Annotated in this window: 21 protein-coding genes and 1 tRNA gene; 12 read left to right on the top strand and 10 right to left on the bottom strand. The window is 61.6% G+C overall.

Features of this window, described 5'->3' with window-relative positions; genetic code table 11:
• Window positions 1-17 precede the first annotated feature (17 nt).
• The 4 genes from ACXYL9_RS05705 to ACXYL9_RS05690 all read right to left on the bottom strand — a co-directional run bounded on the left by ACXYL9_RS05705 (window position 18) and on the right by ACXYL9_RS05690 (window position 5,094).
• Window positions 18-1,385, bottom strand: a complete 1,368-nt coding sequence (locus ACXYL9_RS05705) for an MFS transporter (RefSeq protein ID WP_459038619.1) — start codon at window positions 1,383-1,385, stop codon at window positions 18-20.
• A 115-nt stretch (window positions 1,386-1,500) separates the two neighbouring features.
• Entirely contained in the window at window positions 1,501-3,570 is a 2,070-nt protein-coding gene (locus ACXYL9_RS05700; protein ID WP_459038618.1) for an NAD(+) synthase, read from the bottom strand.
• Complete coding sequence (locus ACXYL9_RS05695; RefSeq protein ID WP_459038617.1) at window positions 3,563-4,075, bottom strand: CinA family protein; 513 nt, start codon at window positions 4,073-4,075, stop codon at window positions 3,563-3,565. Before ACXYL9_RS05695 ends, ACXYL9_RS05700 begins: the two co-directional genes overlap by 8 nt.
• Window positions 4,072-5,094, bottom strand: coding sequence for a DNA topoisomerase IB (locus ACXYL9_RS05690; RefSeq protein WP_459038616.1), 1,023 nt, complete (start codon window positions 5,092-5,094; stop codon window positions 4,072-4,074). The genes ACXYL9_RS05695 and ACXYL9_RS05690 overlap by 4 nt, the downstream gene beginning before the upstream one ends.
• Window positions 5,095-5,229: 135 nt before the next feature.
• Here ACXYL9_RS05690 and yghU point away from each other — a divergent pair, with 135 nt between their 5' ends.
• Together yghU and ACXYL9_RS05680 are read left to right on the top strand one after the other, a co-directional pair.
• Window positions 5,230-6,078, top strand: coding sequence for a glutathione-dependent disulfide-bond oxidoreductase (yghU, locus tag ACXYL9_RS05685; RefSeq protein ID WP_459038615.1), 849 nt, complete (start codon window positions 5,230-5,232; stop codon window positions 6,076-6,078).
• 71 nt (window positions 6,079-6,149) lie between these two features.
• Window positions 6,150-6,224 (top strand) — tRNA-Gln (locus tag ACXYL9_RS05680).
• A gap of 32 nt (window positions 6,225-6,256) precedes the next feature.
• Here ACXYL9_RS05680 and ACXYL9_RS05675 read toward each other — a convergent pair.
• The 6 genes from ACXYL9_RS05675 to ACXYL9_RS05650 all read right to left on the bottom strand — a co-directional run bounded on the left by ACXYL9_RS05675 (window position 6,257) and on the right by ACXYL9_RS05650 (window position 14,733).
• Window positions 6,257-6,943, bottom strand: coding sequence for a retropepsin-like aspartic protease family protein (locus ACXYL9_RS05675; RefSeq protein WP_459038614.1), 687 nt, complete (start codon window positions 6,941-6,943; stop codon window positions 6,257-6,259).
• A gap of 54 nt (window positions 6,944-6,997) precedes the next feature.
• Window positions 6,998-7,930, bottom strand: a complete 933-nt coding sequence (locus tag ACXYL9_RS05670) for an NAD(P)/FAD-dependent oxidoreductase (protein ID WP_459038613.1) — start codon at window positions 7,928-7,930, stop codon at window positions 6,998-7,000.
• A 9-nt stretch (window positions 7,931-7,939) separates the two neighbouring features.
• Window positions 7,940-8,926 (bottom strand): L-histidine N(alpha)-methyltransferase, encoded by a 987-nt coding sequence (gene egtD / locus ACXYL9_RS05665; protein WP_459038612.1) that lies wholly within the window; start codon window positions 8,924-8,926, stop codon window positions 7,940-7,942.
• On the bottom strand, window positions 8,926-10,182 hold the full coding sequence (gene egtB, locus ACXYL9_RS05660) for an ergothioneine biosynthesis protein EgtB (protein WP_459038611.1): 1,257 nt from the start codon (window positions 10,180-10,182) through the stop codon (window positions 8,926-8,928). The genes egtD and egtB overlap by 1 nt, the downstream gene beginning before the upstream one ends.
• A gap of 94 nt (window positions 10,183-10,276) precedes the next feature.
• On the bottom strand, window positions 10,277-11,650 hold the full coding sequence (locus tag ACXYL9_RS05655) for a class II 3-deoxy-7-phosphoheptulonate synthase (protein WP_459038610.1): 1,374 nt from the start codon (window positions 11,648-11,650) through the stop codon (window positions 10,277-10,279).
• Between the two features lie 95 nt (window positions 11,651-11,745).
• The gene (locus ACXYL9_RS05650) at window positions 11,746-14,733 is read right to left on the bottom strand and encodes a M16 family metallopeptidase (protein ID WP_459038609.1); all 2,988 of its coding nucleotides are present in this window, start codon (window positions 14,731-14,733) and stop codon (window positions 11,746-11,748) included.
• Window positions 14,734-14,832: 99 nt separating this feature from the next.
• Here ACXYL9_RS05650 and ACXYL9_RS05645 point away from each other — a divergent pair, with 99 nt between their 5' ends.
• The 10 genes from ACXYL9_RS05645 (at window position 14,833) to ACXYL9_RS05600 (ending at window position 21,955) form a co-directional block, all read left to right on the top strand.
• Complete coding sequence (locus ACXYL9_RS05645; protein ID WP_459038608.1) at window positions 14,833-15,411, top strand: NifU family protein; 579 nt, start codon at window positions 14,833-14,835, stop codon at window positions 15,409-15,411.
• A 27-nt stretch (window positions 15,412-15,438) separates the two neighbouring features.
• Entirely contained in the window at window positions 15,439-16,059 is a 621-nt protein-coding gene (locus tag ACXYL9_RS05640) for a malonic semialdehyde reductase (RefSeq protein ID WP_459038607.1), read from the top strand.
• 18 nt (window positions 16,060-16,077) lie between these two features.
• Window positions 16,078-16,707: a tRNA (adenosine(37)-N6)-threonylcarbamoyltransferase complex dimerization subunit type 1 TsaB gene (tsaB, locus tag ACXYL9_RS05635; protein WP_459038606.1), complete on the top strand. Its 630-nt coding sequence runs from the start codon at window positions 16,078-16,080 to the stop codon at window positions 16,705-16,707.
• On the top strand, window positions 16,704-17,159 hold the full coding sequence (locus ACXYL9_RS05630; protein WP_459038605.1) for a GNAT family N-acetyltransferase: 456 nt from the start codon (window positions 16,704-16,706) through the stop codon (window positions 17,157-17,159). Before tsaB ends, ACXYL9_RS05630 begins: the two co-directional genes overlap by 4 nt.
• 151 nt (window positions 17,160-17,310) lie before the next feature.
• On the top strand, window positions 17,311-17,751 hold the full coding sequence (locus ACXYL9_RS05625; RefSeq protein WP_459038604.1) for a Ros/MucR family transcriptional regulator: 441 nt from the start codon (window positions 17,311-17,313) through the stop codon (window positions 17,749-17,751).
• A 96-nt stretch (window positions 17,752-17,847) separates the two neighbouring features.
• On the top strand, window positions 17,848-18,270 hold the full coding sequence (locus ACXYL9_RS05620) for a Fur family transcriptional regulator (RefSeq protein WP_459038603.1): 423 nt from the start codon (window positions 17,848-17,850) through the stop codon (window positions 18,268-18,270).
• 100 nt (window positions 18,271-18,370) lie between these two features.
• A complete protein-coding gene (locus ACXYL9_RS05615; protein ID WP_459038602.1) occupies window positions 18,371-19,138 on the top strand; it encodes a lysophospholipid acyltransferase family protein in 768 nt (255 codons plus the stop codon).
• A 33-nt stretch (window positions 19,139-19,171) separates the two neighbouring features.
• Window positions 19,172-19,462, top strand: coding sequence for a hypothetical protein (locus tag ACXYL9_RS05610; protein ID WP_459038601.1), 291 nt, complete (start codon window positions 19,172-19,174; stop codon window positions 19,460-19,462).
• A gap of 12 nt (window positions 19,463-19,474) precedes the next feature.
• A complete protein-coding gene (gene miaB / locus ACXYL9_RS05605) occupies window positions 19,475-20,815 on the top strand; it encodes a tRNA (N6-isopentenyl adenosine(37)-C2)-methylthiotransferase MiaB (RefSeq protein ID WP_459038600.1) in 1,341 nt (446 codons plus the stop codon).
• Window positions 20,816-20,923: 108 nt separating this feature from the next.
• The gene (locus ACXYL9_RS05600) at window positions 20,924-21,955 is read left to right on the top strand and encodes a PhoH family protein (protein WP_459038599.1); all 1,032 of its coding nucleotides are present in this window, start codon (window positions 20,924-20,926) and stop codon (window positions 21,953-21,955) included.
• The last annotated feature ends 9 nt before the right edge of the window (window positions 21,956-21,964 follow it).

Raw genomic sequence — 21,964 nt, 5'->3', positions numbered from 1 at the left:
ATTGCCTGCCATAGATTTCAGACGGCGCTGCGACTGGGTTCAGCCACCGCAGCGCCTTCGAAAACCATCGCCGCCTGCGTTTGCCGGGCGTAATACTCGGGCCGCCGGGGAAACTTGACGGTCAACACCAGCAGCAGTGCAACTGCCATGCCAGCGCCAACGACAAGGAAGATCGACGCCAGCCCGCCCAAAGCATCGGTCTGTCCCAGCATGAATGCGCCGAAGGAGATGCCGAAATTGCTCACCGCCATGTAGATGGTGAACTGGGTTGCCGCGACCTTGGCATCGCACAGTCGCATCGCGACAGGCAGCAGCGCCACCGTCAGCAACATGTCGAGCGAAATCCATGCGAATACGAATCCGATGAAGAGCGAGGGCGAAGCCCAAAGGTCCTGTCCCAGATACATTATCATCACCATGACGAGTTGGAACACGAGCCACATGATGCCGATGCGTTTGGCTCCGAACCTGTCCCCAAGCCAGCCGCCCAGCGTCATGCAAAGTATGCCAGCCACCAGCCCCGCCGTCGCTGTCAGTGAAGAGATCTCGGAAACATCCCAGCCAACCGAATTGGCGCCGATCAGCGGTGTCGCCCCCGTCATGCCGCCATACAATATCCCGCGCCCGAACAGCACCGGCAGCCAAAGGAGGCTCGCCGCTTTGGTAAAGGACAGGAAGGTCGTCTTGAGCAGCGGCCACCATGCGTCGAGCTGGATCTGCAAATTTCGCTCATGCGGTTTCCCCGCACTCCATGGCATCTTGCGCTCACCAGCGCGCTCGTTGAAAGACGCGATATAGACGCACAGCAGCCCGATGAGCGCTGAGACTATCAGGAACGCAGCGGGCGCGCCGAAATCCTCGATTACGAAACCGCATATCGCGGTTGCGCTGGCAATTCCGACCGATTGCCCGCCAAACATCATGCCGCTGCCACGCGCACGCTCGTCTTCGGACATGATGTCGACCGCCAGCCCGTCGACCGCGACATCCTGGAAAGTCGTCGCCATGTTCACGATGAAACCGATTACACCCAGGAAGAGAACATCGCGCGGGGACGGGTCGATCAAGGCAGCCACAAACAGCGAGCCGATCATGACCATCTGCGCCCCAAGTATCCAGGCCCGCCGGCGGCCCATCGGCAGGAAGGTGTAGCGGTCCATGATGAAGCCGTTGACCAGCTTGAGCGACCACGGCAGCGCCGTCAGCGCGGCGACGCTGCCAACCTCGACGGCGGGCGCACCGTTTACTGCCATCCATGCCGGGACTGCGAACCAGAACAGCCCGATCGGCAGCCCTTGCCCGACATAGAGAATGAACAGCGTAAACAACCGCAGTGGGCGGCTTTCACTCAGGACAAGCCGCCCCGGAACTGTCGCATTTGTCAAATCGCGTCCCCCACCTGCCCATAACCGCCATGCGGCAATCGTTGGCAAGCGACCCAGGTGCGAGAGTAAGCGGATTGGCGATGAATGCAAATCGCGCCGCGCAGCGCCTGTGCGGTCAGCTCTCGGGTACGTTGTCCCGCAATTCGGCCAGCCACACATCAGCCACCGCATCGCTCGGCGCGCGCCAGTCGCCGCGCGGGCTCAACGCCCCGCCACTGGAAACCTTTGGTCCGTTGGGCAGCGCACTGCGCTTGAACTGGCTGAACTGGAAGAAACGCCAGAGGAATTTCTCCAACCATTTGCGGATGGTAGCAAGGTCGTAAGCGTTGCGGCGATCTTGGGGAAAGCCGTTGGGCCACTGACCTGCCTCGGCATCCTTCCAGGCATGCCAGGCGAGAAATGCGACCTTGGAAGGCTTCTGCCCGAACCGCACGAAATGGTGAAGGAAGAAGTCGTTGAGCTCGTAGGGACCAATCGTGCCTTCGGTGCTCTGGATCTCTCCATCCTCGCCTGCCGGGACCAGTTCGGGGGAGATTTCGGTGTCGAGAATATCGGCAAGCACTTCGCTCGCGGCGGGCACGAATTGCTCGGTCTCGATGGCCCAGCGGATCAGATACTGGATCAGCGTCTTGGGAACACCGGCATTGACGCTGTAATGGCTCATCTGGTCGCCCACGCCATAGGTGCACCAGCCCAGCGCCAGTTCGGACAGGTCACCCGTTCCGATAACGAAACCCCTGTGCTGTCCGGCGAGGCGGAACAGGTAATCGGTCCTGAGGCCTGCCTGTACGTTTTCGAACGTGGTGTCGTAGACCGGTTCGCCATCGGCAAAGGCATGACCGATATTCTCCAGCATCATGCGCGCGCTGGGCTTGATGTCGATCTCCTCGGCGGTGATCTGCATCGCTTCCATCAGCCGCCACGCGTTCGACTTGGTGCCCTCGGACGTGCCGAAGCCAGGCATCGTATAGCCGCGAATGGTACTGCGCGGCAGGCCCAGTTTGTCACATACCTTCGCTGCCACGATCAGCGCATGGGTCGAATCGAGACCGCCCGAAATGCCGATCACCATCGATTCACCACTGGTCGCCTGGAACCGCCGCATCAATGCATCGACCTGGATGTTGAACGCCTCGTAAGCGTCCTGGTCGAGCTTGTCCTGCCGGTTGGGGACGAAGGGGAAGCGACGGATCGGGCGGGTTAGACCCCGGTCGCCCGAACCCTCGCCAGCCACCGGGCGGTGGTCAAAGATGACGGTGCGGTACCAGTCCTCGGGCCGCCCCTCGAAATCGGCAGCGTCGGTGAAGGTGTGATTGCGCAGCCGCTCGGCAAGGATGCGGTCGGTGTCGATATCGACGATGCACAACTCGCCCTTGCGGTCGAAACGCACGCTTTCGGCCATCAAGTCACCGATCTCGTAAATAACCCCCTGCCCGTCCCACGCCAGGTCGGTGGTGCTCTCGCCGTGACCGCTGGCCGAATAGGCATAGGCGCAGATCGCGCGCGACGACATCGAGCGGCAATGCAGATGGCGATCATCCGCCCGTCCGATGGTGATCGGGCTGGCAGAAAGATTGGCCAGGATCGTCGCCCCCGCCAGCGCAGCCATCGTGCCGGGTGGATTGGGGGCCCAGAAATCTTCGCAGATCTCCATCCCGAAGGTGAAGCCGGGCAAATTTGCGGCAGAAAATATCAAATCGGTGCCGAACGGCACTTCCTCGCCTGCAACATTGATCTCCAGGTCCTGGCAATTGCGTCCCGGAGTAAACCAGCGCTTCTCGTAGAACTCGCGGTAATTGGGCAGGAAGCTCTTGGGCACCACGCCCAACACCGCACCGTCTGCGACCGCCAATGCACAATTGTACAGCTTACCATTGCGCCGCAGCGGGGCACCGATAACAAGAACCGGAGATAGATCGCTGGTGGCTGCGGCAATATCCGCGATAGCCTGCTCGACAGCGTCGATCATGGCGCCTTGCAGGTGCAGATCGTCGATGGCGTAGGAGGAAACGCACAGCTCGGGATAGACCACCAGGTCGACCCCCGCCTCGTGGGCCTTGCGCGCCTCGGCCAATATACCATCGCGGTTGAAAGCGACATCGGCTGTGCGCACCGCGGGGGTTGCCGTGGCCACGCGCACGAAACCGTGACTGGCAAGATCGTAGAAGTTGGAATGTTCAGCCATCTGGGATGGCGTTGTTCATCATTGTCAGCGCGGTTTCAAGCGCGGCGATGCGAACGCCGTTGCGCCCGATCGCGCCATAATGCTTTTCGGCATGATTGCACTGGCCGGTCGGGTCGATGCAAGCGAAGTATACAAGCCCCTCCTCGTCACCCTCTCCAGCGGGGCCAGCGAAGCCGGTGATCGACACAGCGATATCAGCGCGCGAGCGAGCTTTTGCCCCCTCTGCCATAGCCAGCGCCACTTCACGGCTGACCGCGCCGCAGTCGTCGACGATAGCCTTTGCAATCCCGAGAAGGTCGCACTTTGCCTCGTCGCTATAGGTGACGAAACCACGTTCGAAAACGTGCGACAAACCCTCGACATCGGTCAGCAAGGCCGCCAGCAAACCGCCGGTACAGCTTTCCGCCGTTGCCAGCGCCAGTTCCTGCCGATCGGCCTTGCAAAGCAGATCGTGCGCGAGAGCCTCGATCCTTTCCGGCAGAATATGCTCGAGCGTCTCACTCATGCGGCCAGCAATTCCTGCGCTGCCGGGGCCTCCTGCAACAAGGCGATCAGGCCGCGTTCGTGGCGCGTGAGGTATTTGGTCTTGCGGGGTAGCTGCAATCCGCTGCGCCATCTTTCAAAACCGTTTTCACGCGAGAGGATATCGATCACGGCCGGGTGGATATAGCTTTTGCGGGCAATGGCCGGCGTGTTGCCGAGCCGGTCCGACACCTCGTCAAGCAGGGAAGTCATGGTTGGCTCCCCATCGGCATCAGACAATTTGGCAAAGGCCAGCACGCTGGCGTGCCAAGTGCGAAAATTCTTGGCCGAGAAGTCCTCGCCCATAGTCTCGCGCAGGTACTCGTTGACGTCTCCACTGCCGATCGGGCAGCGCTTTCCGTCGGCATCGTAATATTGGAACAGGTGCTGGCCCGGCACGTCGCGCGCATCCTGCACAGCGCTCGCCAGTTCTTCGTCCACCAGCGTCAGTTCGCGTTCCTTGCCGCCCTTGCCGACGAAGCTGATATGTACCGTGCTGCCTTCGATGCGGGCGTGGCGATCACGCAGGGTCGAGGCCCCGAAACTCTTGTTTTTCTTCTTGTAAATCTCGTTCCCGATCCGCACGAACCCCATGTCGAGCAGCCGCACCACTGCCGCCAGCACCCGTTCGCGGGTAGGAGTTTCCCCGACGATGTCTTCCTCGACCCTCTTGCGCATCAGCGGCAGCAATTCGCCAAAGGCCAGGCAACGGTCGAATTTCTCGCCTTCGCGGTATGTCCTGAAATCGGGGTGGTAGCGATATTGCTTACGGCCTTTGTCATCATATCCGGTGGCCAGGATATGACCGTTGGGCGCCGGACAGAACCACGCGTCGCGATAGGCTGGCGGAAGGGCAACAGCGTTGAGCCGCTTGCGCTCTTTCCCATCGCGGATCAGGCTGCCTTTGGGATCGTAGTAAGCCCACCCATTGCCGGCCCGCTTGCGGCTGATGCCAGGCAGGCTGTCATCAACGAAAATCAGGTCGGTAGGGTGCGATGCCATGGATCCCAAACCTTCGATAACGCGCACCAGTTCCCCATGCGGACATGTAAAATTCGTTCGCGACTTGCCATCGGTGCGTCATGCAGTCACCAAGCCCGCACACGATACTGCACCGCCTGCTACAGGAGCGCCTGAATGGCCGACCCGACCTACACACCGCCCGAAGTCTGGACCTTTGATGCTGAAAGCGGTGGCCGGTTTGCCAGTATCAACCGCCCTACCGCTGGCGCGCAGGTGGAAAAGGAATTGCCGCGCGGCGAACATCCATTCCAGCTCTATTCGCTGGCTACACCCAACGGGGTTAAGGCCAACCTCATCTTCGAGGAATTGATCGAGGCCGGGCACGATGTCGATTACGATGCATGGCTGATCAACATTGGCGAAGGCGAACAGTTCACCAGCGGATTCGTCGCGATCAATCCCAACTCCAAGATCCCGGCGCTGGTCGATTATTCGGGCGAAAAACCGGTGCGGGTGTTCGAAAGCGGGGCAATCCTGCTGCACGTGGCGGAAAAATTCGGCGCGTTTCTGGGCCAGCCCGGTGTTCGTGCAGAAATGCTCAGCTGGCTATTCTGGCAGGTTGGCAGCGGACCGTTCATCGGCGGCGGGTTCGGCCATTTCTATGCCTACGCGCCGGATAAGTACGAATATCCCATCAACCGCTACGCCATGGAAACCAAGCGCCTGTTCGATGTTGCCGACCAGCGACTGGGCGAAACGCCGTTCCTGGCCGGCGACGAATACACCATCGCCGACATGGCCCTGTTCCCCTGGTATGCGCCATTCGTGACCGGACATATCTATAACGAGGCGACAAAGTTCCTCTCGATCCACGAGTATGAAAACGTCGCCCGCTGGGTGCACGAAATTTATGCCCGGCCAGCGGTCAAGCGGGCGCGGATGGTCAACAAGACCTGGGGCGAAGATGACGAGCAACTACCCGAACGCCACTCGCGGACCGATTTCGCGGGCAAGGCGCTTTAGACAATGGGACGGGCGCGCTCCCGCAGCCCCTTCACAACGCGATTGAAGGCGTTATAGAGCGCGCCCAGTGCTGGGGTGTAGCCAAGTGGTAAGGCACCGGTTTTTGGTATCGGCATTCGCAGGTTCGATCCCTGCCACCCCAGCCAATTTTTCAAGAAATCGATAGTGACGAAGTGACTTAGCCAGCAGGTTCCCCAGCCCATTCCACCGCGGGCTGCGGGTTGTTGGGCACCAGGATCAATATTCCGTCGCGCACTCGCCACTCGGCCAACCGGCTGAGCAAGTTCATTCCGATGACATTAGTCTCGCCAAGATTGGGCGCGATGACCGTATCGAGCCCGCGAGCGGCGACATTGCCGAATCGCAGTTCCTCAATCGTCGCCAGCGGAACCTGCACCGTGCCGTTGGCGGTCGTCATCTGGATCGGGAGGCGATCACTGCGCGGCGCGATCCCGGCGGCTTTCGCCGTCTGCGTCGAAATAGCGGTCAAAGTTGCCCCGGTATCAACGAGAAATTTGGCCTCGACCCCATTGATCCGTGCTCGCAACCAGTAATGTCCGTCCGCCGCGAGCGGGACTTGCGTTTCACCGCCCTCGACCACTTGCTCGGGGAGGCCCAGGCCAGCAACTGCGACATCAAACCGCGGGTCGAGACGGGCAATCTGGACCACGACAGTTGCCAGCACGCCGACCAGCACCAGCGTGCTCGCACCGCGCAATACACCACCGAGTGGGACTTTGTTGCGGACCATCAACGCGCCGATCCAGCCGAGCACCAGCGCCGCCAGCGCAGTCATCAGCAAGGCGCTCTTGGGCGCCCCGGCAACGATCGAGGACGTTGTCTCAAAGATGGCTTCCGGATTCACGGGAGCAAATATAACGGTGCTGGAGTAGCTTGACCATGAACAGAAAACTGCCGTTTATTCCGTCATAAGCCGGGCTAGTTCATGGCCACTGAGAAAGCCCGATTCGACGCGCGGGCCGACCAACCAATCGCCGCAAACACCCAGGTCGCGGCCTGCATCCCACAGTGCCGACGGGCCATCCTTCTTCCCGGCCATGGCATAGCGCCACCGATGCGCCGACCGGTAAACGGGGGCCTGCACTGCGGCTTGGGTCTCGGCGAAAAAGCTGGCGAGCAGCTTGCTGGCGACCTCGTCTGCATCGTCCTCGAGATGCTGGGCCGACCATTCCGGTGAGGCATGGATGACCCAGTCCTCGCCCGCCCCTCGCCCCGGCTTGGCCGAATTGCGCGCAGCCCAGGCGACAATTTGCCCTCTCACGGTGTCAGGTAGCGGCAATTTTTCGACAAAACGCGCCATCAACGCCCAGCATGGGCGCGATTGCACCGCCGCTGCCTTTGCTGCGAATTCGGGCGCTTCACCAGCCAGCAATTGCGCGGCCTGCTCTGCAGGTATGGCGCAGACGATCTGCTCGGCGCGGAAAATCGTATCGCCGCTGCGCAGGTGCCAGGTGTGTTCATCGCGCAGGACCCGGTCGATCTGCCTGCCCCATGCCACCTGGAAAAACTGCGCCATCTGCCTGATCGGCGCATTCATCGTCGGTACCCCGACCACCGCATTCTCTCCGGCTGCCGGCCAATCGGCCACCGCCCCGATTTCACGCCAGCCGTTGACCGCGTGTTCGAAGCGCGAATCCCGCACCGTGAAGTATTGCGCGCCGTGGTCGAAGTGCACTTCCGCACCATTGATGTCGGTACGTCGCGTAGCCATCCGTCCGCCCGGTCCGCGCCCCTTGTCAAACAGCGCCGGACGCAAGCCGCGTGCGCGCAATTCCATGGCGCAGGACAGGCCGGCCATGCCGGCACCGATGATGGCGATAGATTTAGGCATGGCGGCTTTCTAGGGTGCGCTGCGCGGAATGGAAGCCTCGGCCAGGATCAGGCTGAAACGGTCCTTGCTGTCGAGCCAACGCCCGACCGGGGTCCAGCCGCTCGCGAGAAGTAGCGTCGCGCCGCTGCGGCGGGTGAACTTGTGGCTGTTTTCCGTATGGATGGTCTCGCCACCGCGCATGGCAAAGTGCTGCCCGGCCACCTTGAATTCGATATCGCTTTTGGCAACCAGGTGCATTTCAACCCGGGCAAACTCGTCGTTCCAGCGAGCCGCATGCTCAAGCTGGTCGACCGGTATGGTGCCGTCGAGTTCGCGGTTGATGCGCCGCGCAAGGTTGAGATTGAATTCCGCCGTGACGCCCCCGGCATCGTCATAGGCCGCTTCCAGCACGTCCGGATCCTTGACCAGGTCCATACCGATCAGCAGCTTGGAACCTTCGCCGAGCGTCTCGCGCATGGTCCGTAGCAAATCGACCGCCGTGTGTGGCACCATGTTGCCGATCGTCGAACCAGGAAAGAAGCCCAGATGGGGCATGTCCATGACTGCTTGCGGCAATTCGACCCGGCGCATGAAATCGGCCTCAACCGGGTACACCGGCAGGCCGGGGAATTTCTTGCGCAGCTCTTCGGCCGAGGCGCGCAGGAAATCGCCGGAAATGTCGAGTGGAACATAGGCTGCCGGCTCGATCGCCCGCAGCAGCAGCGGCGTCTTGACCGATGACCCGCTGCCGAATTCGATCACCGCGCGGCCCGTACCGATGGCCTTGGCGAAATCTGTCCCTCGGGTTTCAAGGATTTCGGTTTCGGCGCGGGTCGGGTAGTATTCAGGGACAGCTGTGATGTCCTCGAACAGCTGCGATCCAGCGTCGTCATAAAGCCAGCGCGCGGGAATAGCCTTTTGCGCTTCTCCCAATCCTTTCAACACGCTTTCGCGAAAAGCGCGGTCGACGCCATCCTCGTCGAAATCGACCAGCCGCAAATCCTTATTGGCAGACATCACACATCCTTGGCGAGGCGCAGGCCGTTGAATTGCCAGCGCTGGTGGGGATAGAAGAAATTACGGTAGGAAGCGCGCGAATGCCCGCGCACGGTGGCGCAGCTGGCGCCTTTCAGCACCACCTGTCCGCTCATGAATTTGCCGTTGTATTCGCCCACCGCGCCTTCCGGTGGCTGATAACGCGGAAAGGGCAGATAGGCGCTGCGGGTGAACTGCCAGCAATCGCCAAACAGGCCGTCCGAGCCAGTCGGATGCGTCGGCTGGGCATTGTCGATCTGGTTGCCCCCGTCCGGATCATGCGCCGGCGCGTCGTCAGCGTGCTGGCCGCGGGCGATCGCTTCCCATTCGAACTCAGTCGGCAACCGCGCCCCAGCCCAGCTGGCAAAGGCTTCTGCCTCGTAAAAAGAGATGTGGGTCACCGGCGCGTGGACATCTATTTGTTGCCAGCCCTGCAACGTGAAATACTTGTCCTCGCGCCAATATTCCGGTGCCGTGATGCCATGTTCCTGCACCCAGGCCCAGCCGTCGGACAGCCACAGCGCGGCGGTTTCGTAGCCGCCATCGTCGATGAAGTCCTGCCATTCCCCATTGCTTACCAGCGTATCGGCGAGCGCAAAGGGTTCGAGCAGCACACGGTGACGCGGCCCCTCGTTGTCATACGAAAAGCCGGCGCCGTCATGACCGACCAACGCAATGCCGCCCGGGTGCGCGTGCCAACCGCGTTCGCGGGCCTTGGCCGTCTTCGGCGCGCCGTCCCACATTGCGGGGCCGAGCGGGTTCTGGAACAAGGCGTGCTTGATATCGGTTTGTAGCAATTCCTGGTGTTGCTGTTCGTGCGCGATGCCGAGCGCGACCAGCGCTTGCAGGTCATCGCGGCCCAGCAATGGCTCCATCGCCTGCGTTACAGCGCGGCGATAATCGAGAACTTCGGCAAGGCTGGGGCGCGTGATCAGACCGCGCTGGCACCGCATATGCCGCTCGCCTTCAGCCTCGTAATAGGAGTTGAAGAGGAACGGCCATCGCTCGTCGTGCAACGCGTAGCCATCGAGATGATCGCGGAGAAGGAAGGTTTCCCAGAACCAGGTCGAATGCGCCAGGTGCCACTTGGTAGGGGACGCGTCTTCCATCGACTGGATGGTGGCGTCGCTTTCGCTCAGCGGCGCAGCCAGCGCCTCGCTGAGATCGCGCGTGGCATTGAATTGTTCCGTGAGACCGAGGACCGGTCTGGCTTGGCTGTGCGCCCCAGGTTGGGCCAAGGACTGTCTCCCGCTGCTTCCAGTCCTTACGCATCATGGCGGCAAGCCGTTCCAAAATAAAGAGTTGGCTGCCTTTTGGTGCCCGAGCTCGATTTCAAGCGGCGTCGGCGCGTTGATTCTCGGCTGCCAATTGCAGCATTTCAGCGATGGCGAAGGCAAGCTCGATTGATTGCGCGGCGTTGAGGCGCGGATCGCAATGGGTGTGATATCGGTCGGCCAGGCTCTCATCGGTAATCGCCACCGCACCGCCGACGCATTCGGTCACGTCCTGCCCCGTCATTTCCAGATGGATACCGCCGGCATGCGTGCCCTCGGCCCGGTGTACGTCAAAGAAGCCGCGCACTTCGGCCTTGATGCGGTCGAAGGGGCGCGTCTTGTAACCGCTGTCGGCCTTGATGACGTTTCCATGCATCGGGTCACAACTCCATACCACCGGATGACCCTCGCGGGTGACAGCCCGCACCAGGCGCGGCAGCCCCCCCTCGACCTTGTCATGCCCGAAGCGGCTGATCAGGGTGATCCGCCCCGGCTCGCGCGCGGGATTGAGCGTGTCGAGCAGGCGCAGCAATACGTCAGGTTCCAGGCTCGGCCCGCATTTGACGCCAAGCGGATTTATGATGCCGCGGGCAAACTCAATATGAGCGCTGCCTTCGAAGCGGGTACGATCTCCGATCCAGATCATGTGGCCGCTGGTGTCGACCCAATCACCGGTCAGCGAATCCTGGCGCGTCATCGCCTGTTCGTAGGGCAGCAGCAGCCCCTCATGGCTGGTGTAAAAGCTGGTTCCCTGCAATTGCGGGACTGTTGCAGGATCGACGCCGCAAGCCTCCATGAAGTCAAGCGCCTCGCTAATTCGGTCGGCGGTCTCGGCGAATTTATCGGCCCAGGGACTGCGGCCCATGAAATCGAGCGTCCACTGGTGGACCTGGCGCAAGTTTGCATAGCCGCCGCCGGCAAAGGCGCGCAGCAGGTTGAGCGTGGCGGCCGCCTGCGAGTAAGCCTTGACCATGCGTTCAGGATCGGTGCGGCGTTGCCCGGCGTCAAACTCGATACCGTTTACGTTGTCGCCGAAATAACTCGGTAGCGTGACCGATCCCTGCGTCTCGGTATCGGAGCTGCGCGGCTTGGCGAACTGGCCAGCCATCCGCCCCACCTTCACCACCGGCAGCTTGCCGGCGAAGGTCATCACCACCGCCATCTGCAGGATGACGCGGAACGTGTCGCGAATATTGTTAGGATGGAACTCGGCAAAGCTTTCCGCGCAGTCGCCGCCCTGCAGCAGGAATGCGCGCCCTTGGGCTACTTCACCAAGGTCGGCCTTGAGAGCGCGAGCCTCGCCCGCGAATACCAGTGGCGGGTAATTTTCGAGCGTCGTCTGCGCCTGCGCCAGAGCAGCGGAATCTTCGTACACCGGCAGGTGCCGCGCTTCGCCGCTTTTCCAGCTATCAGGAGTCCAGTTGTTCGCCATGTCCGCTCGTTTCTCGCCTATCCAGAGCCAAGGTTACCGGTTCAGCACCGAGGCTGCCAAGGCTAATTAAGCTTTGGGCCGCCCAAGCTTGGCCGCTAACGGCCGATCATTGACGCACCTGGCGCGGCCGGGCGCACTGCTGGCGCGATGACGCTGGTAGCCAGTTCCTGGCCCTCGGGAATGACGGCCAGCCGATATCCCGGACGCGAGACAAGGTAGCGCTGGGCCAGTGCCTGCATCGCGGCGGGGGTCGTCTGGGTGTAATCGACCAGCAGCGAGGGGATGGATTCGACCAGCCGCGGTTCGTAACTCGCGCCTTCCAGCTGGTACAACCAGAACCCGTTGCCAGTCGAGGCACGGCTAATGAGTTGGCGCAGCGGCTCGGTCACACGGTTGAGTTCGTCCTCGCTCGGCGGATTGGCCGCGAGATCGGCGGCAATGGCTTCTGCCTCCTCGAAAAACATCGGCACCAGTTCCGGGCTAACCTGCGCCAGCGCGACGATCGTACCGCCACGCTCAAGGTCGAGCGGCCATTCCGCACCGACATAGGGAGCATAACTTGCCCCTGCCCGTTCGCGCAGCGACTCGAGCAAACGATTGCTGAACAACCGTGCGAGAATTTCGAGCTGGCGGGATTCGCGCACGCGGGCAACCCCGCCACCACTTGGCCATGCGATCACCGCAGCGGCCTGGTTGGCGTCACCGCGATGGGTCAGGACAGTCGATGCACCGGCTTCGGGAAAGTCGGCAAGGCGTTCCTTGACGCTGGGTGGAATGGGCTCGCGGGGCGGTAATGCTCCGAAGGTGGCCTTCAAGGCCTCGACGGCGGCATCGCGGTCGAATTCGCCATAGACCAACACTTCGATCGGCCCTTGCCGCAACAACGGCTCCCACACCGCGCGGAAACCCTCGGGAGAAGTGGCCGCGATGGCCTGCGGGTCGGGCATTCCGAACCGAGGGTCACGGTCGGCAAGCAGGTAGTCTAGATCGCGGTTGAGCACCGTATCCGGGCTGGTGGCATATGATTCATAGGCAAGCCGCGCCGCTGCCTGCGCGCGGATGACTGGATTGGGATCCCACCGGGGCATCCCCAGCTTGGCCGCAAACAGATAGAGTTGGTCGGCCAGATCCTCGTCGCGGGTCTGGGCGTTGAACTGGAACACTGCATCATGGATCGAGAACTGGAAATCCAGCTTGCGCCCGGTACGGATGCGGTCGATTTCCTCTTGGCCCAATTCGCCAAGGCCAGAGCCGATCAGCGCGATCTCACCGAGATGGGCATAGGGGGCGGTTTCCCCGGTAAACCCACGATAGCCGCTGCCGAAACGCACCTTGACCGCCACGCGCCCCGGTTCCGCGTCATTGGGCCAGAGCTGCACCCTGACCCCATTGTCGAGTTCGACCATCTCGATTTCATCAAGGAATGGAAGGCTGCTGCCGATCGGGCGAGACGAAACGACCTGACCGGGCGTGCCGATGGCCGGTTGATCTTCGAATGAAACGTTGGCCGCAGCGAGCCGGGCGCTGGCATCGGGTGACACAACTTCGCGCATGGCCTGCGCCAGACGCTGCGCATCGGCCTCGCCGGTGGCGGGTGTCAGATAGATCGCACGTATGACATCGCCCTCGAACAACGCTTGGGTGCGTTCGAGGATCGCCTGCGGAGTGATCCGCGACTGCATCTGGCGGAAGATTTTAAGCACGGTGTCGGGCGCGGCAGTGGTTTCGCGAATATCTACCGCGCTGATGAGATTGTCTGCCAACCTGCCGCCCGGGGCGACCGCAGCCTCGTCAACCTGGGCCTTGAAACCGACATCGAACTCGGCGACTTCACGGTCGATTTCTTCCTGCGTTGGCGGGCTCTGGAGCGCATCGGCGATCACGCCGCGAACATCGCCGAGTGCGGCCTGCCAGTCCTGCGTCAGCGGCGCAAAAGAGACCAGCGTCGTATCGCTGGAGCGGCTGATGTCTTCCTGTTCGACCTGCGCGTAAAGGAAGCTACCGCCCGCACGGGCGCGCTTTTCAAGACGGCGATTGATGAGCTGGAGCGCCAGCCCGTCCAGCAACAGGCCCTCGTTATAGGCAATCGTGTCGTCGACCGCGCGCCAGGGGCGCAATATCGCGTAGGTGAACGTGCGAGGCAGGTCGGGTTCGACCAGCACGGTGGTCTCGCCAACCGGCGGCGTGCCTTCGGCCCCTTCGGGCGCGACGGGGTCGCCGAAATCGGGCTCGACACCAGCTTCTCCCCTGCCATTCCAGTCGCCAAAATGGCTTTCGATCAGTCGGGCCAGTTCCTCTGGCGAGGCATCGCCGGCGATGGCGATGACGGTCTTTTCTGGGCGATACCAGCGACCATGAAAGTCCGCGAGCGCCTCGGCCGTGGCTGCCTTGAGCGTCTCTTCGGTGCCAATGGTCGAACGCACTGCCAACCGCTGGCCGGCAAAGAATGTCTCACGACGAGCATCCGACACGCGTCGCCGCGCGCCGCCGTTTTCACGACGCTCGGCCAGCACGATGGGAACCTCGGCCGCGACGTTGGCTGGTGTCAGCACGGGATCGCGAACCATGCCCGACAACAGCCGGAAGGCCTGGTCGAGCTTGCCCCGTGCTTCGGGCAGGTCGAGCTGGTAGACCGTGCCGGTGGGGGTGGTCATGGCATTGGTATCGTTGCCGAAACCCGCGCCGAGCCGCTGCCAGGTCGCAATCGCCTCGCCAGCAGCGATATGCTTGCTTTCGCGAAACAGCAGATGCTCTAGAAGATGGGCATATCCGCGTTCGCTGTCGCGTTCATGCAACGAGCCAACATCCATGCGAATACGGATCGAGACCTGTCCGGGCGGCACACCGTTGCGACGCACGGCATAGCGCAACCCGTTGTCGAGGACACCGAACTTCCATTCCCGGTCCACGGGCACGTTGCTGCCTTCATACAGCCATGGCACCTCGCCGTCACCTTGAAGCGAGGCGGGCCGTTCCACTGATGGCGAAGATTGAACCGATTCCTGGGCAGGAAGTGGGCTGGCCAACAGGGCGACGGGGAGCAGGAGCGCGCAAATGCGCGCAGCACGCAAGATAGCTGTCATAGGCCAACTATAGGGAGCAATCGACTGAAGGGACAGTGAATAGGCACACATTGAGCGACTTGCCTTGTCGATTCCCCTGCGCGCTCCTACATCGCAACCATGTTCATCGAGACCGAAACCACGCCCAATCCCGCGTCGCTGAAATTCCTGCCCGGACAGCCGGTCATGACCACCGGAACGCGCGAATTCACATCGCCCGAGGATGCCGAAGCGAGCCCCCTCGCCCAGGCCCTGTTCGACACCGGCGAAGTGACCAATGTCTTCTTCGGCAGCGATTTCGTCTCGGTCTCCAAGGCACCGGGCGTCAATTGGCCGGATCTAAAGCCGCAGGTGGTGTCGATCCTGCTCGACCATTTCGTCAGCCAGGCGCCGCTATTCATTGGCGGCGATGCCAGCGGGATCTCGGTCCCGACCGACGACGACTTGGTGGTCGAAGACGATCCGGCCGATGCCGACATTGTCGAACAGATCCACGAACTTCTTGAAACTCGCGTCCGCCCGGCGGTGGCCGGCGATGGCGGCGACATTGCCTATCGCGGGTTCAAGGACGGTGTTGTCTACCTGACCTTGCAAGGCGCCTGCTCGGGCTGCCCCTCGTCGACCGCCACGCTCAAGAACGGGATCGAAGGGCTCTTGAAACATTACGTTCCGGAGGTGGTTGAAGTCCGCGCCACCTGATATTTTCCGATAAAGCAAAGGACCTCCATGACCCGGCAATTCCACGGAAACGTGCTTTCCGATGACGCGCTCGACCAGATTTTCAACGATGCGCGGACGTATAACGGCTGGCTCGACAAGCCGGTCAGCGAAGTCCAGTTGCGACAGATCTACGATCTCATGAAAATGGGCCCGACTTCCGCCAATATGCAGCCGGCCCGATTGATCTGGGTGACCTCGGACGAGGGCAAGGAGAAGCTTGCTGCACTTGCTTCCGAGGGAAACAAAGACAAGATCAAAGCCGCTCCGGTCACAGCCATCATCGGATACGATATCGATTTTCATGAACAGCTCCCGTGGTTGTTCCCCCACACCGACGCTAAAAGCTGGTTTGCCGGCGACGAGCAGGGCCGCATCGAAGGCGCCCGGCGCAACTCCGCGCTGCAGGGTGCCTATCTTATCATCGCCGCCCGCGCGATCGGGCTCGATTGCGGACCGATGTCCGGCTTGGATCTTGACGGAGTTACCGAACAGTTCTTCGTCGACAACTCGGATTTCGGTCCGAGGGTAAAGGCCGACTGGGTATGCTCGATCGGCTATGGTGATCCCGACAGTATCTTCGATCGCAGCCCGCGGCCCGAATTCGGCAAGTTTACGCAATTCGCCTGAGGCGATAACAGGCGCGCCATGACCACGCTCGCCATCGATTGCTCGACGCAAGCCTGTTCGGTTGCCCTGTTCGACGGCACGGATCTGCTTGCCTACGATCATCGCATCCTCGGACGCGGCCATGCTGAGCATCTGGTGCCGATGATCGCTGCCCTGCCCGGCAAAGGCAAAGCAGAGCGGATCCTCGTCGCGCTCGGCCCGGGCAGCTTTACCGGCATAAGAATTGGAATTGCCACCGCCCGGGCACTCGGCCTCGCCTGGAAGGCGCGGGTCGAGGGTTATCCGACACTTGCGCTTATCGCGAAGATGGCCCGTGCAGAGCATGGCGAAATCGACGTCGATGTGGCGATGCATGGCGGCCATGGCGAATGGTTCGTGCAGGGGTTCAATGCCGAAGGGAAGGCACAGGGCGAGGTTCGCTCCCTTGCCCCTGCAAGGGCGGTCGAGGCGGCGAAGGCGGAGGTGGTCGCGGGAACACAGGCCGACGGCCTGGTTGAACAACGCGGCTGGGGAACGACCATGCCGGCGCATCCCGATGCCCGCTTCGCCATGCATCTTCCCGCCCACGCACTGTCCCCGGAAATCCGTCCCATTTATGGCCGCGCACCCGACGCCAAGCCTGTCGCTGACACAACGGTAACGCCATGATCGACGATCTCGACCGGATCATGGCGATAATGCAGGTCGCCTTCGACCCGCATTGGGGCGAAGCATGGAACCGTCGCCAGGTCGAAAGCTCACTGGTCATGCCGACCACGCACTACAGCTTGCTCGACGCGGAAGGAGAGACACCCGCCGAAGGTGTCGATGCCGCAGCTTTCGCGATGGTCCGCGCCGCGCCGGGCGAAGAGGAAGTTTTGCTGATCGCGGTCCACCCCAAGTTCCGTAGCCGCGGCCTCGCTGGGCGCCTAATCGATCGAATGAGCAATGACGCACGCGCACGCGGAGCAGAACGAATCTTTCTTGAGATGCGTGAAAACAATCCGGCAGAATTGGTTTACCGTCGCTACGGTTTCGAGCCCATAGGCCGCCGCCCCAAGTATTATACGGATGGCAATGGCGACAAGATCGATGCCATTACATTTGCCAAGTCTCTGTAGTTCAACCATTGCTGGCGATTCCTTAGGAAAATAATTAGTATTCTTGAACAATTAGTATTGAAATCAGTGCCCACCTGCGCCAGAAGAGGCATGTCCATCGACAAGAAGTCGAGGGCTTAAAAAATATCGATCGCAAAAGTTGAGGAACATCATGGACACCCTTGAATCCGACATGTCGGAGACGTTGATTACGTTGACGTCCGACATCATCGCCGCTCACGTTAGCAACAACCATGTCGACGTCGATGCGCTGCCCGAACTGATCTCGAGCGTTTATGGAGCACTGGCCAATCTCGGCCAGGATGCCGAAGCCGAAGAAGTTCGCCCCGATCCCGCCGTATCGGTTCGTTCTTCGGTCAAGAAGGATCACATCGTTTGCCTGGACTGCGGCAAGAAGATGAAGATGCTCAAGCGTCACTTGATGACCGAGCACGGCCTGACCATCGACGAATACAAGTCGCGCTGGAATCTAGGCGCCGACTATCCGATGGTTGCACCGGAATATGCCGAGACCCGGCGTGATCTCGCAAAGAAAATCGGCCTTGGTCGCAAGCCAGGACAGAAGCGCGGGCGCAAGAAGAAAACCGCCTAATCTGTTTATTCAATCCAAGTGACCGGCTTCGGTCGCTTGAGTGCAGCGCCTCGCCCCTCTAAGGGTGCGAGGCGTTTCATTATACGGAGAGTGGGCTTGGCCGAGCGCATCGATCTAGAACAGCTTTGCGCCGACAAGGGCCTGCGCATCACCGAGCAACGCCGCGTGATCGCCAAGGTGTTATCGGAAAGCGACGATCATCCCGACGTCGAATTGCTCCACGAACGCGCCAGCGCGGTCGATCCCAAGATATCCATTGCCACGGTCTATCGAACCGTCCGCCTGTTTGAAGAGGCCGGTATTCTCGATCGTCATGATTTCGGTGACGGCCGAGCGCGCTACGAACCCGCACCCGAGGCCCACCATGACCATCTGATTGACGTCGAAAGCGGCAAGGTTGTCGAGTTTGTAGATCCCGAACTCGAGGCATTGCAGAAGCAGATTGCCGAGAAGCTCGGCTACCGTCTCGTCGATCATCGGATGGAACTGTTCGGAGTGCGGATCGACCGTGGCGACTGACCCGGATCGCAGCGAATGGAAATTGCGGCAGTCGGCCGCGACAGGGGAAACGACCCCGCTAAGCCTAGCCAGTCGGATCCGCTTCATCACCCGAACCGCAATGATAGCGCTGGCGCTGCTGGTATTCGTCCCACTGCATTACCTCTACAGGCTGTTCGCTTATGGCTCGCCCTTCCCGATGTGGTTCCTGGGCGTCACCGGCTGGATCGTCGGTGCGCGGGTTGAGCGCTATGGCACGCCTCTCAAGCGCGATGTCTTCTTCATTTCCAACCATGTCAGCTGGATCGATATCCTGACGCTGGCTGGCGCGAGCGGGACCGCCTTTGTTGCCAAGGCCGAACTGGCTGAGGCCCCGCTTGTCGGCTGGCTATGCGGACTCAACCGTACGGTTTTCGTGAAGCGTGAGAACCGGATGGGTGTGGCCGACCAGATCAACCAGTTGCGCGAAGCTTTGAAAGACAACTGGTCGGTCACCGTATTTCCCGAGGGCACGACTACCGATGGTCACTCGCTGTTACCCTTCAAGTCGAGCATGCTGAGCGTGCTCGAACCGCCCCCGCCTGGCGTAATGGTCCAGCCAGTCGTGCTCGATTACGGCGAAGTCGCCGAGTGGATCGGCTGGGTCGGCGATGAAACCGGTGTCAACAATTTCAAACGTGTCTTGAGCCGAAGGGGTACCTTCCGGCTCGGCATCCATTTCCTCGAGCCATTCAGCCCCGAAGAATATCACGGCCGCAAAGCCATCGCGGCCAAGGCACGCGAGGAGATCGAGGATTGCCTTGAACAATGCCTCGGGCACCCGGTCCGCCCCTTCGAACACGACGTACCTCCGGTCCGCTACAGCGCGCCTTCGGTGCCGATCGAGTAGACCACCTGACGGGCCGAACGACCTGCTGCTTCCATGACCGTACTAATGCCGTTCCCGTCACGCGAAGTGCGGCGTGCCGCCATTTTTGCAATAGCCGCGCGGTTCGTTTCCACGATCAGCCTCGTAGCCTGCATGATATTTCACGCCGCATTCAACCAGTCGCTGCCGGTCATCGATGCCGATCAAGCCAGCATCGCAGCTCAATATGCGGGGTTTGGTGCCACAATTATCGTTTCGTCTGGGTGGGCGGCGGTATTGCTGGTTCGAGCGCGTGGATGTTCTTCGATCAAGCAGCGCGTTGAATTGCCGCTTGGCTTGCCGTAAAGGCGCGCCTTCATGAAACCGACCACTGCCCCCAAGACCTACAGGGTCAAGAGCTTCGGCTGCCAGATGAACGTTTATGACGGTGAGCGTATGGCCGAGCTGCTGGCCGAAAAGGGCATCATGCCCGCCCCCGATGGCGAAGATGCAGACCTGGTCGTGCTCAATACCTGTCACATCCGTGAAAAGGCGGCGGAGAAGGTCTATTCCGATATCGGACGCCTGACCAAGGGCAAGACCCAGGCGAAAGCGCCGATGATCGCGGTGGCGGGTTGCGTAGCGCAAGCCGAGGGCGAGGAAATCATGGCCCGCGCCCCTGCGGTTTCGATGGTCGTCGGTCCGCAGGCCTATCACCGCCTTCCCGAAATGCTCGACAAGGCAGTGGCAGGCGAACGATCGACCGATACCGACATGCCCCCGATCGCCAAGTTCGACGCCCTGCCCGCGCGCCGCAAGATCGGCCCGACCGCCTTCCTGACCGTGCAGGAAGGCTGCGACAAGTTCTGCACCTATTGCGTGGTGCCCTATACCAGGGGCGCCGAAATATCGCGCCCGTTCAACGACCTCGTGACCGAAGCGCTGAAACTGATCGAGGCCGGCGCGCGCGAGATCACGTTGCTGGGCCAGAACGTCAGCGCATGGTCCGGCGAAGACGAAAAAGGCCACCGCGTCGGACTCGCGGGTCTGATCCGCGCGCTGGCCCCGATCGATGGGCTCGAACGGATCCGCTATACCACCAGCCACCCAGCCGACATGGACGACGCGTTGATCGCCGCCCACGGCGAGGTCGACAAGCTGATGCCCTACCTCCACCTTCCGGTGCAGTCCGGCAATGACCGCGTGCTCAAGGCAATGAACCGCAGCCACACCGCCGAAAGCTACCTGCGCCTGCTGGAACGCTTCCGTGCGGCGCGGCCCGATATTGCTTTGAGCGGCGATTTTATCGTCGGATTCCCGGGCGAAACCGAGGCCGAGTTCGAGGATACGCTGAAAATCGTCGACGCGGTCGGCTACGCCCACGCCTTCAGCTTCAAGTATTCGCCCCGACCCGGCACGCCTGCAGCGACGATGGACGGGCAGGTGCCCAAGGAAATCATGGACGAGCGCCTGCAACGCCTGCAATCCGCGCTCGGACGGCATCAATTTGCCTTCAACAAGGCTAGCGTGGGCAAGACATGCGGCGTGCTGGTCGAACGCAAGGGCAAGCTTCCCGGTCAATGGCTGGGCAAGTCGCCCTGGCTGCAAAGCGTGTGGTTTGAAAGCGGCGCAAAGATCGGCGATCTGGTCGAAGTCGAGCTGGTCGAGGCTGGGCCCAACTCCTTGGCTGGACGCCCGCTCCAACCTGCTTTCGCCTGAGACCTGCCCAGGCTTTCCCCAGCCGCGACGCTAGCTCCCGCTTGCGCCGCGCAGCCATCGGCGTAAGCTCCCGACTCACCACCAGCGAAAGGAACGCGCCAAGCCATTATGGGCCGCAAACCGTCCCGTCGAACCGATCCGGCGATCTCGCCCGACCCGGTCCCGCAACGCGAAATTCGCCGTGCCAGGGCGGATATGGAGTTCGAGAACCAGTCCCTGCTGGTACCACTGTTCGGACAATTCGATGCCAACCTCGTGCAGGTCGAGAATCGTCTTGGCGTGTTCATCTCGGCCCGTGGCGACCATGTCCAGATCGAGGGGCCCGAGGACAGCGTGGCGCGCGCCCGTGAAACCATTCAGTCGATGTACGACCGGCTAGCGCAGGGCCAGGATCTCGACGCTGGCGCCATCGAATCGCTGATCGCCATGTCGAACGAGCCAACTTTCGAAGGCATCGTCAAAGGCGAACCTGATACCCCGCCAATCATGATCCGGACGCGGCGCAAGACCATCGTCCCGCGCAGCGCGATGCAGGCGACGTATATGCGCAGCCTGGCGCGCGACGACATCATCTTCGCGCTGGGCCCGGCGGGTACGGGCAAGACCTATCTCGCGGTGGCGCAGGCCGTCAGCCAGCTCATCAACGGCAGTGTCCAGCGGTTGATCCTGTCACGACCTGCGGTCGAGGCGGGCGAAAAACTTGGCTTTCTCCCCGGCGACATGAAGGACAAGGTCGATCCTTATCTTCGCCCGCTCTATGACGCGTTGTACGACTGCATGCCGCCCGAGCAGGTCGAGCGGCGGTTGGCCAGCGGCGAGATCGAGATCGCGCCGATCGCATTCATGCGCGGGCGCACGCTGGCCGACGCCTTCGTTATCCTCGACGAGGCGCAGAACACCACGCGCGAGCAGATGAAGATGTTTCTCACCCGGTTCGGCCAGAACAGCCGGATGGTGATCGCAGGCGATCCGCGTCAGGTCGATATTCCAGGCGGCGACGGGATGAGCGGACTGGCCGACGCCACCGCAAAGCTGGAGGGCGTTGAGGGGTTCGGCACCATCCGCTTCACGGTTGCCGATGTCGTGCGTCACCCGATCGTGGGCCGAATCGTTGAGGCCTATGAAGGCCCGACCGAGTGAGCGGGAAAC

This window comes from Qipengyuania sp. CAU 1752, from assembly GCF_054482615.1.
This window is presented reverse-complemented; position numbering and strand designations above follow the sequence as displayed.